Source organism: Pseudoalteromonas sp. MM1 (assembly GCF_030296835.1).
GTDB lineage: Bacteria > Pseudomonadota > Gammaproteobacteria > Enterobacterales > Alteromonadaceae > Pseudoalteromonas.
Window position 1 is genome coordinate 542,645 of record NZ_AP027923.1, and the last position, 17,113, is coordinate 559,757.

The window sequence follows — 17,113 nt, forward strand, 5'->3', positions numbered from 1 at the left end:
ACTTACTCCATCATTTTTTCAATTGGCATTACTAAAATAGAGTTAGCGCCTAGGGCTTTAAGCTGCTCCATTGTTTCCCAAAATAATGTTTCGCTGCTTACCATGTGAAGCGCTACGTACTCTTCGTTACCAGCAAGTGCAAGTAGAGTAGGTTGGCCTGAGCCTGGTAAAATTTCGCAAATTTCATCAAGTTTAGTTTTTGGCGCGTGAAGCATAATGTATTTGCTTTCTTTTGCTTGTTTAACACCACGAAGGCGCGGCATAAGCTTATTGATTAGCGCTAGTTTGTCTTCATCTTGCAGGTCTTTATTTTGAATTAAACACGCGTTTGATTCTAAAATGGTATCACCTTGAATTAAGCCGTTTGCTTCAAGTGTTGCACCGGTAGAAACTAAATCACAAATTGCATCAGAAAGACCGGCACGTGGGGCAACTTCTACTGACCCTGTAAGCATTACAGTACTTGCATTAATGCCTTCGCGCTTTAACCACTGCGTTAAAATTTCTGGGTAGGTTGTAGCAATTCGTTTACCTTCAAACCAGCTCTTATCACGTGGGCCAAGCTCTTGTGGCCATGCAAGTGCAAGACGGCAGTAACCAAAATCTAGTTTAGCTAGTTTGCTAACTTCGCTTGGTACACCTTGACGCTCACGTTCTGCTTGTACTTCTACTAGTACGTTTTCGCCTACGATACCTAAATCACATACACCGTCCATTACTAAGCCCGGAATATCGTCATCGCGCACACGTAGTACGTCAATTGGCATATTAGTTGAGTGTGCAATTAAGCGTTGCTCACGTAGGTTTAATTTAACACCTAGTTGTTTTAGTAAATCTTGACAATCTTTAGACAGGCGACCGCCTTTTTGGATGGCGATACGTAGACGATTTGTGTTACTCATTATTCATTTTCCTTTAATTTAAAAACTAAAAACCCCGAGGGGAACCTCAGGGCGAAAATGAATCAATGTGTTTTGAATCGCCAGAGGTTCCTTTTAGGAATAACCTCTCAGCGAAAGACCTGACAGGTTATTCCGGTGAATGGTGGTGATGATGTACTGTTGTCAGGTTTAAGCGCATTTTTATATCCTATTTTGCTTAGCGCTATTTAGTGAGCGTTAAGCTTTAATCTGTTTCAATAAATTTCGCATTCATAAAAACATAAACCGCCTTGCTAAGGCAAGTTTTTTTTTACCTAATTAAAGCATATCTTATAACGGTCGATAATATTGAGAGCAAAACCTCACTTTTTGCTATTTTAATGTTTAAAATGTAGACAAAGTAGGCTTTATTGGTCGTTTTATCTAATTTGGTAAATTAACGTTAAGGAGGATTGTATGGATATAATGATCCCTTTTTTAGGGAAAATTTCACGACTCGAACTCGAGCCAAAAGGGGCCTTTCACATTGCAGGTGTGCAAAATACGCCGCAAACACAAAAAATTAAGCTTGAAAATGAAAAAAAGCAAACGCTAAATAAAAAACGATTAGAAGCAGCTCAAAGTAACCAAAGCGCAAACACCGCTAATGAAAAAGCCATCACCGTAGATGATGAAGGTAACAAGCATTTAGATACGTGGGCTTAATACCAATTTGCGATAATACTTAATCATTCTTACGCCACTTTGCAGGCGTTAGCCCTGTGCTTTTTTTAAATAAACGAGAAAAAAAACTACTGTTTTCATAGCCCACATCCACCGATATTTCGTTCACGGTTTTATCTGTTGCTAATAATTGCTTTTTGGCTTTATCTATTCTGACTTCTTGTACATATTTGTTAATTGATATTCCTGTTGCTTGCGAAAATCGTCTTTTTAAATTGCGTTCACTAAAATTAAATTGTTTTGCTAACTCACTTATAGTGATTAAACCGCTTGAATGGTTATTAATCCAATCTTGTATCTCGTTAATCTTCTCATCTCTATGATTATTAAATTGAGGCAAAATAAGATTTAACTTATTAGAATCAGAAATAAGTAAATGGGTAGCACACTGCTGAGAAAAACGGTCGCCTTTATCTTTAGCAACAATTCCTAAAAGTACGCTGATACCCGCCTCAAAGGAGCCTGTTGTATAGATGTTTCCGGTTTTTAAATACGATTTATGGCTAATAAATTGGCAATCAGGAAATAACTTACTGAACGGCTTAACCAAGCTCCAGTGAGTCGCAATCACCGTTTTGTTCAATTGACCTGTGGCTGCTAAAAAGTAAGAGCCAGTACTTAAACTAAGAATAGACGTACTACTGTGTATTTTTGGTTTTAGCCAATTAATAATTAAGTCAGTGCCAAGTGGCATATTTTTTAATTTTGAGCCCTCTATTGGCGGAATAATAACTAAATCATACGCTTTATCAGAAAGCGAATTATCGGCAATAACAAGTGAATTACTTGAACTAGTTATTGCACTACCGTCGGTCGTTATTATTTCTACTTCATAACTTTGGGGTAATGAGTAATGCGATTCGAGCAAGGAAACAATAGTAAAAAAGTCTTTTGCTAAAAACACGCTCACAGCCCAGCAGTCTTCATAGGCAATAATTGCTATATTTTTCATAATTTCATTTGGCCCGATCGAACTGTTAAAAGTACCTGTGCAGACATATTATTTTAATATTTGTAAAAGTAACATGGGATCATACTTTAAAGACTCATGTATTTAAAAGTTATTGTTTTTAAGTGCTTTTTACTATTTTAAATTATAGCTAAACTACGTGGGATAATAATAAACACATTTTTTTAGGGGGCAGGTTTGCAGCAGTACTTACAAAATGATGCTTTTTTTAATCAAAATCATTACGAAATAAATAGCTGGTTACAAAAGGTAAAAGGAGAAAACGATCGCACCAAGGCAATTTCAATTTATTACCTTGTAAGAGATCAGATTAAATATGATCCCTTTACTCTTTTAGATGGAGCAAAGTCACTCAGTAGCGATTATTGCTTAGATAACAAAGCAGCGTATTGCATCCCTAAGGCATCGCTACAAATAACATTAAGCCGAGCATGTAATATCCCTGCACGGTTAGGCTTAGCTGATGTTCGTAACCATTTAAGCACCCCTAAATTAGATGAGTTACTAAAGAATGAGGTGTTTACGATGCATGCTTACGTAGAGCAGTTTATTGAAGGGAATTGGGTAAAATCAACCCCAGCCTTTAATAAGGAGTTATGTGACTTAGTTAACATAAAGCCGTTAGAGTTTGATGGGGTTAATCACTCTTTATTTCATCAATTTACTACTGATGGTAAAAAGCATATGGAATACTTAAAAGATCACGGTCAATATGCTGCTATGCCAACAGCGTTTATTAATAAAAATTGTCAGCTTTATTACCCACATTTAGAGCTCAACTTTGCCGTGAATTAATAAAAATTTTTACACTAATAGCCATTACTCTGTGGTTAATTTTTTAAAAACCTAGGTTGGTGTTGTTCTGCTTTAAAAGAGTTTGGTGAAATGAAAGTAAATAATAATAAGCAAAATACAGTTAACCCGCAGTGACATTACTGCGGGTATCATCAATAAAACTATTGGGTCTGATCAGCTGATTTAATACTGCTTTGTATAAGAGGAGATATAGTCAACCCTTGAACTATTATTGAAAATATAACCACAACATAAGTCACAATAACAATTAAGTCATGTAGGTCACTGCCTGATATAAAAACTTCATCGCGCGGAATTGCCGCAGCCATAGCAAGCGCTAAACCACCACGTAAACCACCCCAAGTTAAAATTTTCACGCTGTGTTTATCGTAATTTCTAAAGCGTTTAAATATGACAAAAGGCGCGCCAACACTAATAAAGCGTGCTACTAAAATAGCAGGGATCATCACTAGCCCTAAGCCAATTTCAGCTAAGGTTACTGGCATAGTAACAATCAGCATACCTATGATTAAAAACAATAACGCATTTAAAAAGCTGTCGGTAGCGTGCCAAAAGTCTTTAATATAGCGTGTGTTTTCGGGGCCTGTACGTTCTGTGGCTTTTGCGCGAGTAATATTGCCCAAAATAATTCCGCTGGTAACCATGGCTAATGCGCCCGATATTTCCCAAATATTTGCAGCTGCAAAGCCCGCTGTAGGAATTGTTAAAGTAATTAATAAACGAATATTTACATCTTTACAGTTAATAATTAAAAAGTGACCCACTAACGCCATAACTAAACCAAACACAATGCCGCCAATAGCATCAACAAAAAAGAGCTCTGCTATGTCACTTGGGTTTGCATCTGTTCCAAAAAACGCGACAGAAAAAAGTGTTGTAAAAATAACTAAACCAATACCATCGTTAAATAAAGACTCACCTTCTACTTGAACTGAAATACCTTCAGGGGCGCGTAATTGTTTAATAATAGCGAGCACAGCAATAGGATCGGTAGGGCTTATTAATGCACCAAAAAGTAAACAATAAATAAATGGTACAGGCCAGCCGAGCACGGTAAATATATAAAAGCTTAGATAGCCGACTAAAAAAGTAGACATCACAGTAGAAAACAGCACCAGTGCGGTTATTTCCCATCGCTGTTTGCGCAGTGCAAGTAGGTTTATTTCCAGCGCGCCTGCAAACAGTAAAAAGCCCAACATACCTTTTAAAAGTAACTCATTAAAATTGATACTTGCGACAACTTGGGTGATTTCTAGTGCTGTTTTATCGCCTAATAATTTAACCGAAATAATCAATAACAAGGATATAACAACTGAGCCTGTTGTAATGGCGATAGTTGTTTGCATTTTGAGAACATACTGGTTTGCAAAGGCAATAAAAATTGCAATGGCAGAGAGAAAACAAATGAGATACCAAGCATTCATTGGCTAACCTTAAATTATTTTAAAGAACGAAAAAAGAGAATTAAACGCGGCGTATATTACTCCTGTGACTAGGCTGTGTCACAGTATTTATGGGGCTTTTAGTACTTAATTTATGTCTTTAGAAGACAGTTAGTTAATGCAAATTTGCTGGTGTTACTGGTTGTAATAAAGAGATTAATACAAGGTGACTGGGCAATCTTTATTTTTAAATATCAAATTAAACTTTATTCAATTTTAGCCTTACCTTAAATATGCGTGTCCTTTAATTCCAATGGGCTTGCCCTTATAGCCAGGCTTACGTAAAATCGCGCTATTATTTTTTGTAAAGTGACTGGTATTATCAAACAGCTGTTTAGTGCAACCGGGCCGTTAGCGTTATCTCTAGATGGATACACGCCTCGCCAACCTCAAATTGATATGGCCGTTGCCGTTAACGATGCATTAAAAAATAGCACGCAGTTAGTGGTTGAGGCGGGGACTGGTACAGGTAAAACGTTTGCCTATTTAGCGCCTGCCCTTAAATCTAAGGGTAAAACAATTATTTCAACAGGCTCTAAGGCCTTGCAGGAGCAGTTATACCACCGTGATTTACCTCAGCTAGTAAAAGCACTTAATGCATCTAAAAAAACCGCATTGTTAAAAGGGCGTGCTAATTACCTGTGTACTTACAGATTGAACCAGCATGTAGCCCATGTACCTACAGATGACCCCGATGTAATGCATCAGCTTGCCATGGTTGCAAAATTTGCCAGTGAAACACAGTCGGGGGATTTAGCTGATTGTATTGGTATTGAAGAAGATGCCAAAGTACTGCCCTATGTAAACTCAACTGCTGATAACTGCTTAGGCAAAGAGTGTCCAGACTTTCAATCATGTTATATACGCAAAGCGCGGTTAAATGCTGCCGAAGCGGATGTAGTGGTTATAAATCATCATTTATTTTTTGCCGATATGGCAGTAAAAGATTCCGGTTTTGCCGAACTTATGCCCACTGCCGACGCTTATATTTTTGACGAAGCGCACCAATTGAGTGAAATTGCCAGTGACTACTTTGGTGAAAGCATAAGCACCAAAAAGCTGGTGGATTTAATTAACGATTTACGCGCTATTTACCGTGCAGAAATTCCCGATATGCTACAGCTTGGAAAAAGCCTTAATAAGCTTGAAACCAGTGTAGCCGACTTACGTTTACAATTTGGGGTTGATGGTAGCCGAGGTGATTGGCGCGAAAAGCTCAGTGATAAATTAATTTGCGCAGCGCTACATCGGGTGATCAGCGATTTAGACTTTGTCTACCAAGTATTAAAGCTATGCCTAGAGCGTAGTGATAAAATAGAGCACCCGTTTGAGCGTACATTAGCGTTTAAAGGTCAGTTAGAGCGTGTTTTTGATACCGCACAAACGGGCTTTAGCTATTGGTACGAAACCACAAGGCGTTATTTAACGGTTAATATTACACCGCTTAATGTTTCTGCTAAATTTGCCCAAATGATGAAAGATACCGGTGCAGGGTTTGTATTTACCTCAGCTACACTATCGGTTGACAATAAGCTGGATCACTTTAACGCAAGTTTAGGCATTACCCCAGTGCAAAGCATGATGGTGGATAGCCCCTTTGATTATCCTAATCAGGCATTATTGTGCTTACCGCGCTATTTACCTGAATCGCATGCCGAGAACATGCCACATGCAATTATAAAATTAACCCTAGAACTGATCAAATCAGCTAAAGGGCGTTGCTTTGTGTTGTTTACCAGCTACCGAATGATGCATTTAGTGGCTGAGGGATTAACCACACAAATGGACTACCCAGTTTATATGCAAGGGCAAATGTCTAAGCGTATAATACTCGAAAAATTTACCCGCCATGGTAATGCGGTATTGTTAGGTACTGCTTCGTTTTGGGAAGGTGTTGATGTACGTGGTAGTACGCTAAGCTGTGTTATTATCGACAAGTTACCTTTTGCAGCACCGGATGACCCATTGCTGCAAGCCAAAATGCAAGATTGCCAAATGCAAGGCAAAGACCCGTTTGCACATATTCAGTTGCCACAGGCTGTCATTGCGCTCAAACAAGGTGTAGGACGTTTAATACGAGATAACAAAGATAAAGGCGTGCTGGTTATTTGCGACAACCGATTAGTAACGCGCCAATATGGCCAAGTATTTTTAAAAAGCTTACCGCCGATGCGCCGCACGCGAAGCTTAGAAGATGCAAACACATTTTTAAAACACATTAACTAGAGTACTAAAATGATTAAAAGTAATATTCTTGCCCTAGACGCCTCAACAGAAGCGTTATCTATAGTTTTACATTTTGAGGGCCAAACATTTCATCATTTTGAAGAATGCCCACAGCAACATAGTCAAAAAATACTCCCTTTAGTTGATGAGCTTCTTAATAAAGCACAGTGTAAATTAAAAGACTTAGACGTTATTGGCTTTGGCCAAGGCCCTGGTAGTTTTACAGGTGTGCGTATTAGTGTAGCTATAGCACAAGGTTTAGCGTATTCGGCAAATTTACCGCTAGTGGGTGTATCAACGTTAGCTATTATGGCGCAGCAAGCTTTTGAACAAAATGGCAGTACTTGCGTATATCCAGCTATTGATGCGCGTATGGGCGAAATATACTTTGCCAATTACCAGCTAAATAACACTAAAATGGAACTAGTGAATCAAGAATGTGTAATTAAACCTGAGCTGTTAACTGCTGATTTTATATCTGTAAATAATGAGCAGGCTGTGGCAGTAGGCACAGGCTTTAAAACTTACCCAGACGCACTTAATAATTTTAGTAATATACAAATAAATACTGAAATTACATTACCAGATGCACGTTACATGCTTAACCACGTTGATGATGCCTTTTTAAATGGTAATGTTGTTAAAGCAAGCGATGCGCAACCTAAATATGTGCGTGATACAGTAACATGGAAAAAGCTACCGGGTCGCGAGTAAGTAAGGATGTTGCAAATTGGCTGTTTTTAAATCATAATTTTAATATGTTAAATTTTGAGGGCTGTCTATGACTTTGCCAATTGGTTCAGGTTTTTTTACTGGGGATATTCCTGGTAGAGTAAACTCGGCTAAAGCAATCACACTTAAGCCTCAAGCTTTAGTTCAAAATAACACCAGCCAAAAAACTAACACAGATTATGTAAAAACCAGCGAGGAAGGCTTAAACCTCGCTAATCAGTACTTTACACAAAACACAAAGAGTACGCAGTACAGCCAAACTATATACGATCAGCCAAGCCCAACAGTGAGTAAAGCGATTTCAACATATACTGAATTTGCAAATTTAGAACGCCGGGCTGAAGTACAAGATTTAATAGGCGTTGATATATACGCTTAGCCCAAGTAATAGTAAAAAATAAAAAGCCCGAACACAGGTTCGGGCTTTTTACGTTAGCTAACGGCTATTGTTTAATAAAGCCAATTAGTTTATCGGCAATATCTGTATTATTTTGTGCACCGTTAAAGTGCTCACTGCCTTTACCGTAGGCAAACACTTGTACATCTACAGCGGTGTGTCCGCCTGTTGTCCAACCAGTAAAGCTTGCATCACTAATAATACTTTTAATAGCTAAATTAAGCGCTGTTTCGCCCATTTTTTTCGCTTGCTCAAGTTTTACCTTATTAGCTGGTGTATATTCAATACCTGTGCTGGCGCGCCAAATAGGCTCTAGGTTATCGGCAGCGAGTAATTGCTTTGTCAGCTCACCGGCTGTTGCTTTAACGCCTTTAATAACCTCTGTATCCCATTTATATTGGCCATGCGCACCTAAGGTTAATCCGCCAGTTGAGTGATCTGCGGTAACCACTAATAAAGTATCTGGGTTTTTATCAATATAGGCTTTTGCTTTTTCAATCGATTGTGCAAAGTCATCCATTTCGGCCATGGCACAGGCTACGTCGTTAGCATGCCCACACCAATCAATTTGGCTGCCTTCAATCATTACAAAAAAACCGTCTTTATTTTGGCCGTCAAGTAAATCAAATGCTTTAGCTGTTAGTTGCGTTAAGTGGTTTGAATTAGCATCAAGCGCAAAAGGTAGGCCAATTGGGGCGTATAAACCAAGTGCCGGTAATTGCGTAATTTGACCAAGGTTTTTTATATCATCGTTATATTGATATCCAGCTGCTTTAAACTCATCAACTAGGTTACGGTCTTCTCTAATAAAATACTGTGTACCGCCACCTAGCATTAAATCAACAGGTAGTTTACCAGCAATTTTGTTATCTATGTACTCATTAGCAATCGCATCGTAATTCCGACGTGATTCGTTATGTGTAGCAAAACTTGCAGGCGTAGCATGGTTTATTTGCGATGTAGCCACTAATGCCGTTGTCATACCACGTTCTTTTGCTATTTCTAACATGGTTTTGACGGGTTTTTTGTCTGCATCGACTGCAATAGCACCATTATAACTTTTATGGCCGCTACTCAATGCGGTTGCACCTGCAGCACTGTCGGTAACATAAGTGTGATCATCAGGATAAGTACGCGCCATACCTGTTAAAATAGTATCAAATACGGTTGTTTCAATCTGCTTGGTGGTTGGGTCATCTTTAAAATAACGATAAGCGGTTGTATAGGCAGGACCCATCCCATCACCAATCATATAAATTACATTTTTAGGTGCATCATCTGCATAAGCACTAGTTGATGCACATAAAAGTGCTAATAAGCTAAGTTGGTTTTTCATTTTTATCCCTATGAATGTGCTATTTAAATAGCACCGCAATTGTATATGGTTAAGGCGTGTTGAATTTGCAGCATAAATACTAAACATGCGCTGCCAAAAAATTATTCTTTAGGTGATTAAGTTTTTTGCCAAGTTTTTACTCAGCTCACAAGGTTACAAACTTCGTATCACGATTTAACAGCCCGTAGATTGAACACGTTTCAATCTACAAAGTTCAATACGCCCTTGTATAATAATGAAATGGAGTAAGAATAAAAAGCAAAGTAAGTAAACTCATTGAGCTAATTGTCACTAAAACAATACAACCATTTTTTTAGCTTATGTTAATTATAGTGTATGAATATAGTGGTATACATTACGCACCTAAAGAGTATTTGCTCACATTGTGTTATTTTTATTTTAATTAATGAAACATTAGTTAATTTAAGTTATTGAAATTATTCTTATAATTTACATTGAAAAGTTAACCTTACAATTTAAGTGGTCTTTATAAATATAAAAAATATAAAAACTTTTGGTATTAGAGGTCTGACAACTAGTATGTTATAAATAATGTCGCACGTTTAAAAGAGGTGTCTGTTGCAGCCATTTGAAATAAAAACAAGAAATATAACATTCCGTGGCTTACAAAAAGGCACTGGCGATGAGCTAGTTATAGCCTTACATGGATGGCTAGATAACTGTAATAGTTTTGCGCCTATGCTGGATAAGGCCAATCCTGAGCATACTTGGTATTGTGTTGACTTTGCTGGGCATGGGTTATCTGATTGGCGTGCACATGACGCTCAATATTATTTTGTTGATTATATTGACGATGTGTACCAACTTATAAAGAGCTTAGGGGCAAAAAAGGTACATTTAGTTGGCCATTCAATGGGCGCAATGGTGGCTGGTTTATTTGCTAGTTGCTTTAGTGAGTATGTACATTCTGTTACCTTTATTGAAGGGATCGGCTGTGTTACAACCCCCAGTAATGAGGTATGTGAGCAATTAAAAGGGGCGGTACTTAATAGAGAGCGTGCCTACAATAAAAAAAAGCGCGTTTATAAATCGCAATCAGCTATTATCGAAGCGCGTGCAAATAAAACAGATTTAAAAAACGAACTGATCACTTTGTTGATGAGTCGTAATATTAAGCAAACTGAACTAGGGTATGAGTTAACAACAGACCCTAAGCTTAAAAATCACTCAGGTTTTAGGTTTGATGAAGCGCAATGTATTGGTGCAATAAAACAATTAATTGCACCAAGCCAATTAATTTTAGGTAACCAAGGTTATTCGTTTGTAAAACAAAACTTGGAGAAGTATATTAGTTATTACAACAACTTAAAGGTAATTAATGTAGATGGCGGGCATCATTGCCATATGCAAAGCAGTGGGTTATGTTTTGAGCATATTCAAGCCTTTATGCTGCAAAATGGTGCATGTTAATTGTAAATTAGCGCCAAATGTGGGATTATTCCTGTATTAGAGTATTTGCTCAATTGTTAAAGCGCCTTACTTAGATTAAGGTTAATAAAAATATAATTATAAACAGGGGCTAAGAGTGGAAAAAATCTGGCTTAAGCGCTACCCAGAAGGTATGCCTGAAACAATCGATCCTGAGCATTACAACTCGTTACTCGAAGTGTTCGAAAAAAGTTTTACCGATTATAAAGATTTACCTGCATTTACGAATATGGGTAAAACATTATCGTATAATGAAATAGATTCAGCTACACAACGTGTTGCTTCGTATATTCAAAATGATTTAGGTCTTAAAAAAGGTGACAAAGTTGCCGTAATGATGCCTAACTTATTACAAACGCCTATCGCTATTTTGGGTATCTTGCGGGCGGGCTGTGTAGTGGTTAACGTAAATCCACTTTACACAGTACGAGAGCTTGAGCATCAATTAAAAGACTCTGACGCGTCGGCTATTTTTATATTGGCTAATTTTGCAGATACACTTGAAAAAGCACTTGCAAAAACCGATGTAAAACACATTGTTGTTACCCAAGTGGGCGACATGGTGGGTGGTTTTAAAAAGCATATCGTTAATTTTGTAGTTAAATACGTAAAAAAAATGGTACCTAGCTACAACCTGCCAAATACAATTAAGTTTTCGGATGTGCTAGCAGGTGACCCTGCAAAGTATGCACGTCCAGAAATGCAATTATCTGACTTAGCTTTCTTACAGTACACAGGTGGCACTACCGGTGTGTCTAAAGGTGCAATGCTTAGCCATGGTAATATGGTTGGTAACCTTGAGCAGGTGTCGGGTTGTTTAGATAAGGTTTTAGACCGAGGTACTGAAGTAGTTGTTACTGCTTTACCGCTTTATCATATATTTGCGTTAACAGCTAACTGCTTAACGTTTATGAAGTACGGTGGTTTGAATGTATTAATTACAAACCCACGTGACATGCCAGCATTTGTAAAAGAGCTTAATCAGCATAAATTTACTGCTATTACCGGTGTAAACACTTTGTTTAACGGGCTACTTAATACACCAGGGTTTGCAGAGCTTGATTTTAGTCATTTAAAAATGTCATTAGGTGGCGGCATGGCCGTGCAACGCCCTGTAGCTGAAAAATGGCAAACAGTGACTAGCTCTAAATTGATGGAAGGTTACGGATTAACTGAGTGTGCGCCACTTGTAACTGTAAGCCCTTACGATTTAGAAGCTTACAATGGCTCTATTGGTTTACCTGCTCCAAACACCGAAATAAAGCTAATGCTTGAAAACGGTGAAGAAGCGGCAAAAGGTGAACCCGGCGAACTTTGGGTTAAAGGCCCACAAGTTATGCAAGGTTACTATAATCGTCCAGATGCAACCGCAGAATGTTTACAAGATGGCTGGTTTGCTACCGGCGATATTGCCACGTATGACGATGAAGGTTTCTTCTATATTGTTGACCGCAAAAAAGACATGATCATTGTATCGGGCTTTAATGTGTTCCCAAATGAAATAGAAGAAGTGGTTGCCATGCACGATGGCGTACTAGAAGTTGCGGCTATTGGTGTTCCGCACGATGTAAGTGGTGAACAAGTTAAAGTTTTTGTTGTTAAAAAAGACCCTTCTTTAACTGAAAAAGATATAATAAATCACTGTCGTGATAATTTAACTAATTATAAGGTGCCTAAACTCGTTGAGTTTAAGGATGAGTTACCTAAAACAAATGTAGGTAAAATTCTCAGAAGAGCCCTAAAAGATTAGTAAACTATAAAAAAGCCGGCATTAGCCGGCTTTTTTATTGTAGGAGATTAAGTGCAATACCAATTGATCGAAACACAAAATCAACTCAATACCTTTGTTGAGCAAATAAAAAACAAGCCTATTTTAGCCATAGACACAGAGTTTATGCGCCGCCGTACTTTGTACCCTGAAGTTGCACTTATTCAAGTATATGATGGCGAGCATCTCGCTCTAATAGACCCGCTTGCCGAACTTTCGTTATTTGAATTTTGGCAAATATTAAAAAATCCTGCAGTACTAAAAGTGTTGCATTCGCCTTCAGAAGATATTGAAGTATTTCAAAAATATGCAGGCTTCGTACCTGCTCCCTTGTTTGATACACAATTTGCTCTTCAGCTTTTAGGCGAAGGCAACTGTGTGGGCTTTGCGCTAATGGTAAAAGAGCTATTAGGCATAGAGATAGACAAAAGTGAATCGCGAACTAATTGGTTACAGCGCCCATTAACTAAAAAGCAGCTCGATTACGCAGCCGCTGATACGTTCCATTTACTGCCTTGTTTTGAACTAATAATTGAGCGTATCAATAAAGCTGAGTTATTTGATATTGTAATAAATGAGAGCGAGTTAATTGCAAATAAACGCGCCTTTCAAACCCCAGATGAGCTGCTTTACAAAGATATAAAAAACGCATGGCAATTAAAACCGCACGAGCTAGCAGTATTAAAAGAATTAGCTGTATGGCGTCGTAACAAAGCTATTCGTAAAAATTTAGCCCTTAACTTTGTGCTTAAAGAGCACAACATGACGGAAATTGCTAAACGTGGGCCTTCAAGCTTAAATACGCTGAGACAAATTCCGGGTGTTGAGTCGATGGAAGTAAATCGCTCTGGGGTCGAAATACTAAAGTGTATTGAAAAGGCCAAAGCTCTTGCAGTTGATGAGCATCCGCCTGTGCTCAAACGTTTAATTGATTTTCCGGCTTATAAAAAAGTAGCTAAAGATATTAAACAAAAAATCACGAAAGTGGCAAAAGAGCAGGGTATTCCAGAGGATGTAATGGCCTCTAAAAAGCAAATTAATCAGCTTATTAGTTGGAATTGGAAACTTACCGATGAGCAAAAGGTAAATCATATTAAACCTGATTTACTTAATTCTTGGCGCTACGGTTTTGTTAAAGACGCACTTAAAGAGTGGGATAATTAAACCTAAGTATACCAATACGCAATAATATTTGATCATTTTCAAGGGCTAACGTGTCGCTATCTACACATTTATCCATCCTCAAAATAGATCACTTATTTATGCGAATTGGTATTATTTAGTTAGCAGGCTATGTTAAAAATCGGGCGCTACGCTAAACGTTAAACGCTTATGTGTAATGGGGTGATTTAGCGCCAAATACTCAGCATGTAGGTGTAATCGGTTAGCCTTTTTACCGTAATGTGTGTCGCCAATAATAGGCATGTTCAGCCCTAAGTGGTGAGCGCAGTGTACCCTTAACTGGTGAGTGCGCCCTGTTTTAGGGTAGAGCTGTAGGCGTGTAATATTGTTTTTACGTTCAAGCACTTGCCATGTAGTAAGTGCAGGTTTGCCGTTTTTATAACACACGAGTTGGCGTGGTTTATCGTCAAAATCAAGCCGCAATGGCAGCTCTATCTTGCCACTGTCTTCGGGCACAATACCATCAACCAGCGCAATGTAACGTTTATCAATGGTGCGGGCAATAAATTGCTTTTGTAAAGCTTTGTGGGCGCGTTTGTTGAGCGCCACCACTAATAAGCCTGATGTAGACATATCGAGCCTGTGTACAATTAACGGGCCTGTTGCGTGCGGAAATTGCGTTTGAATACGTAAATATACAGAATCTTCAATATTGACACCTGGTACAGATAAAAACTCGCTAGGCTTATTTACAATAACAATATCATCATCTTGGTAGACTATGGGCAGCGTTTTACCTTGAGCAGGGTTAACGAGTAGCGGGTTATCTTCTATGCTTAGGCCTTTTAACATGTGCGATAAAATAGGTTGGCACTTACTGTAGCAAGAAGGATAATAGTTTTTATGTTGACGTATTGCCGACTTAGGTGCGCTTCCCCACCAAAACTCAGCCATAGCCACTGGCTTTAAATTATTAAGATAAGCGTATTGTAATAGCTTGGGTGCCGCGCAATCTCCCGCACCGGATGGCGGTGTATGCTCAGGCAATGCTGCAAATATGGCGTTGAGATCTTTAACTTCATGCTCTGCATTTAAAAATTGGTACTGTGCAAACACGTGTTTTTGTAAGTTTTTAGATAAAATCTTACGGCGTTTTTTTAACTGTTTTATTTCGTCCTGTAGGGTATTAAGCGCCTGCTGTTGCAGAGTTATTTTATCATGCCAGTGATCTTTTATGCTTTGATAGTGTTTTTTATCTTCTATGCTTTGTTTTGCCAGTTCATTCAAGCTTGCTTGCTGCTCAGGCGTTATTGTTAGATTGTTATCAATTGCAAGTTCACTGCGCGCCTTTCTACGTGCTTTTCTATTTGCTTGCATTACGCTTTGTTGAGCCTGTAACTGTTGATCAAACGCGTATTTATCAGCACTTAATGACGCTGTTAATTTATTCAATGTGCTTGCATTTTCTAGGGCATGTATTTGCGCATTTATTTCGTTAATAATTTTACTTTCTTTTAAATAACTCACCTCTTCCAATGCCATTTTAGATACATTAGGCACGCATTTTATATCGGTATTTAAATTTTCAAGTTGGCCAGAATACGCCGCTAAAAAGCCAAGCTGTTGTTGCTGGTTTTGTACAACCAGTACACCAAACATTTTGCCATCATTCGCTGCTATTTTGTTGCTGTCATTTTCGTTATACGGTAAATGTGTTTCAAGTTGCTGCTGTAATTGCGTTGCAGCTAAAACAGATAGCGGATGAGGTTGGTAGTAAAACGGAAACGTAAATTTATCTGGAAGGGGGATACTATTTATTGGTTTTGAAAATAATGTAAAGCAGGGCGGGGAATTAAGCATGGCAAAAGTAAGTACAAAAAAACATTACACGCATACTAACATACTTGCCGCTTATAAGAGACTAAAAGCAACCATTGGGCTTAACTCGATTATTTTACTACACTCAATGACCTAATACCCAACTGCGCTAATACTTAATCAATCTGTGGGCTAATTGGGTCGCTAACTACGTAAAAATCGCATTTTGAACAACTAAATAGCGAATTTTTTGCCTAGCTAGTAACACGTTTTTCCAGCCTTAAAATAGATCACTTGATTAATCTAATGGGTATAAAAGCAAAAAGCGGCATCTAAAATGCCGCTTTTAATTGTGCTACTTTTTTTCTTCGTCAGGTAATGTCACGTTGAGCTCAAGTACCGCTAAATCATCTTCGTTTTGATCAAACTGTACCTGCACTGCATCCGTGTTTACATTCACGTATTTACGGATCACATCTAATATGTCTTGTTTTAATTGTGGTAAGTAATCCGGTGTTCCACGTTGCGAACGCTCGTGCGCGACAATGATCTGCAATCGCTCTTTTGCTAATGACGCGCTATTTTTCTTTTCTGAGCGGAAGTAGTCAAGTAAAGACACATTAACCTCCAAAAATCCGTTTAAATAAGCCTTTTTTCTCAACATCTAAGAAGCGAAAATCGACTGTTTCACCGAGTAAGCGATTGATTGCATCAGCGTACGCTTGCCCTGCATCTGAATCACCATCAAGTATTACTGGTTGTCCTGAGTTAGAGGCACTTAACACCGCTTGCGACTCAGGAATAACACCGAGTAAAGGAATAGATAGAATATCTTTAACATCTTCTACCGATAACATTTCACCTTTTTCAACTCGCTCAGGGTTGTAGCGTGTTAATAAAAGGTGTTCTTTAATATTTTCTAGGCCTTCTTCAGCACGTTTAGACTTGCTGTGTAAAATACCTAAAATTCTGTCAGAATCTCTAACTGAAGACACTTCTGGGTTGGTAGTAACGATTGCTTCATCAGCAAAGTACATAGCCATCATAGCGCCAGCTTCAATGCCTGCAGGTGAATCACAGACAATGTAGTCAAAGTCTTCTTTAAGTTCGTTTAATACGCGTTCAACGCCTTCACGAGTCAGGGCATCTTTATCGCGTGTTTGTGATGCGGGTAGTAAAAATAATTTTTCAACGCGTTTATCTTTAATAAGCGCTTGATTTAGGTTGGCTTCGCCATTTATTACGTTTACAAAATCGTATACTACACGGCGCTCACACCCCATAATTAAATCTAGATTCCGTAAACCAATATCAAAATCGATAATAACTGTTTTATAGCCTTTTAAAGCTAAACCAGTGCCTATTGCAGCACTTGATGTTGTTTTACCAACACCGCCTTTACCTGACGTTACGACAATAACTTTTGCCATGAG

15 protein-coding genes are annotated in these 17,113 nt (G+C 38.3%); 8 read left to right on the forward strand and 7 right to left on the reverse strand.

The genetic code is table 11. The features are described 5' to 3' along the window. Nucleotides 1-2: 2 nt before the first annotated feature. The gene (gene hisG, locus QUE46_RS19080) at nt 3-902 is read right to left on the reverse strand and encodes an ATP phosphoribosyltransferase (RefSeq protein ID WP_004586378.1); all 900 of its coding nucleotides are present in this window, start codon (nt 900-902) and stop codon (nt 3-5) included. 435 nt (nt 903-1,337) lie between these two features. Between hisG and QUE46_RS19085 the strand changes: the two genes are divergently transcribed. Continuing rightward, a complete protein-coding gene (locus QUE46_RS19085) occupies nt 1,338-1,586 on the forward strand; it encodes a hypothetical protein (RefSeq protein ID WP_286248124.1) in 249 nt (82 codons plus the stop codon). A gap of 19 nt (nt 1,587-1,605) precedes the next feature. Here QUE46_RS19085 and QUE46_RS19090 read toward each other — a convergent pair whose 3' ends face one another. Next, nucleotides 1,606-2,556 (reverse strand): GlxA family transcriptional regulator, encoded by a 951-nt coding sequence (locus tag QUE46_RS19090; protein WP_286248126.1) that lies wholly within the window; start codon nt 2,554-2,556, stop codon nt 1,606-1,608. Nucleotides 2,557-2,751: 195 nt separating this feature from the next. Here QUE46_RS19090 and QUE46_RS19095 point away from each other — a divergent pair, with 195 nt between their 5' ends. Next, complete coding sequence (locus tag QUE46_RS19095; RefSeq protein WP_286248127.1) at nt 2,752-3,369, forward strand: transglutaminase-like domain-containing protein; 618 nt, start codon at nt 2,752-2,754, stop codon at nt 3,367-3,369. Nucleotides 3,370-3,530: 161 nt separating this feature from the next. Here the strand turns inward: QUE46_RS19095 and QUE46_RS19100 are convergent, their stop codons facing one another. Beyond that, the gene (locus QUE46_RS19100) at nt 3,531-4,814 is read right to left on the reverse strand and encodes a sodium:proton antiporter (RefSeq protein WP_286248129.1); all 1,284 of its coding nucleotides are present in this window, start codon (nt 4,812-4,814) and stop codon (nt 3,531-3,533) included. 327 nt (nt 4,815-5,141) lie between these two features. On the opposite strand from QUE46_RS19100, the gene QUE46_RS19105 reads away from it, so the two are divergent. The 3 genes from QUE46_RS19105 (at nt 5,142) to QUE46_RS19115 (ending at nt 8,169) form a co-directional block, all read left to right on the forward strand. After that, on the forward strand, nt 5,142-7,058 hold the full coding sequence (locus tag QUE46_RS19105; RefSeq protein ID WP_286248131.1) for an ATP-dependent DNA helicase: 1,917 nt from the start codon (nt 5,142-5,144) through the stop codon (nt 7,056-7,058). A 9-nt stretch (nt 7,059-7,067) separates the two neighbouring features. After that, on the forward strand, nt 7,068-7,772 hold the full coding sequence (tsaB, locus tag QUE46_RS19110) for a tRNA (adenosine(37)-N6)-threonylcarbamoyltransferase complex dimerization subunit type 1 TsaB (RefSeq protein WP_286248132.1): 705 nt from the start codon (nt 7,068-7,070) through the stop codon (nt 7,770-7,772). Between the two features lie 67 nt (nt 7,773-7,839). Next, a complete protein-coding gene (locus QUE46_RS19115) occupies nt 7,840-8,169 on the forward strand; it encodes a hypothetical protein (RefSeq protein WP_286248134.1) in 330 nt (109 codons plus the stop codon). A gap of 64 nt (nt 8,170-8,233) precedes the next feature. Here the strand turns inward: QUE46_RS19115 and QUE46_RS19120 are convergent, their stop codons facing one another. Then, the gene (locus QUE46_RS19120; protein WP_286248136.1) at nt 8,234-9,523 is read right to left on the reverse strand and encodes an alkaline phosphatase; all 1,290 of its coding nucleotides are present in this window, start codon (nt 9,521-9,523) and stop codon (nt 8,234-8,236) included. Nucleotides 9,524-10,102: 579 nt separating this feature from the next. Here QUE46_RS19120 and QUE46_RS19125 point away from each other — a divergent pair. The 3 genes from QUE46_RS19125 (at nt 10,103) to rnd (ending at nt 13,904) form a co-directional block, all read left to right on the forward strand. Continuing rightward, nucleotides 10,103-10,954 carry an alpha/beta hydrolase gene (locus QUE46_RS19125; RefSeq protein ID WP_286248138.1) on the forward strand — a complete coding sequence of 284 codons (852 nt, stop codon included), beginning with the start codon at nt 10,103-10,105 and terminating at the stop codon, nt 10,952-10,954. 115 nt (nt 10,955-11,069) lie between these two features. Then, entirely contained in the window at nt 11,070-12,722 is a 1,653-nt protein-coding gene (fadD, locus tag QUE46_RS19130) for a long-chain-fatty-acid--CoA ligase FadD (RefSeq protein ID WP_286248141.1), read from the forward strand. A gap of 51 nt (nt 12,723-12,773) precedes the next feature. Then, complete coding sequence (rnd, locus tag QUE46_RS19135) at nt 12,774-13,904, forward strand: ribonuclease D (RefSeq protein WP_286248143.1); 1,131 nt, start codon at nt 12,774-12,776, stop codon at nt 13,902-13,904. 132 nt (nt 13,905-14,036) lie between these two features. Here rnd and QUE46_RS19140 read toward each other — a convergent pair whose 3' ends face one another. The 3 genes from QUE46_RS19140 to minD form a co-directional block, all read right to left on the reverse strand. Continuing rightward, nucleotides 14,037-15,722 (reverse strand): RluA family pseudouridine synthase, encoded by a 1,686-nt coding sequence (locus QUE46_RS19140; protein WP_286248145.1) that lies wholly within the window; start codon nt 15,720-15,722, stop codon nt 14,037-14,039. A 313-nt stretch (nt 15,723-16,035) separates the two neighbouring features. Then, nucleotides 16,036-16,299 (reverse strand): cell division topological specificity factor MinE, encoded by a 264-nt coding sequence (minE, locus tag QUE46_RS19145; protein WP_004586362.1) that lies wholly within the window; start codon nt 16,297-16,299, stop codon nt 16,036-16,038. A gap of 1 nt (nt 16,300) precedes the next feature. After that, nucleotides 16,301-17,110: a septum site-determining protein MinD gene (gene minD, locus QUE46_RS19150; protein ID WP_024031716.1), complete on the reverse strand. Its 810-nt coding sequence runs from the start codon at nt 17,108-17,110 to the stop codon at nt 16,301-16,303. Between the last annotated feature and the right edge of the window lie 3 nt (nt 17,111-17,113).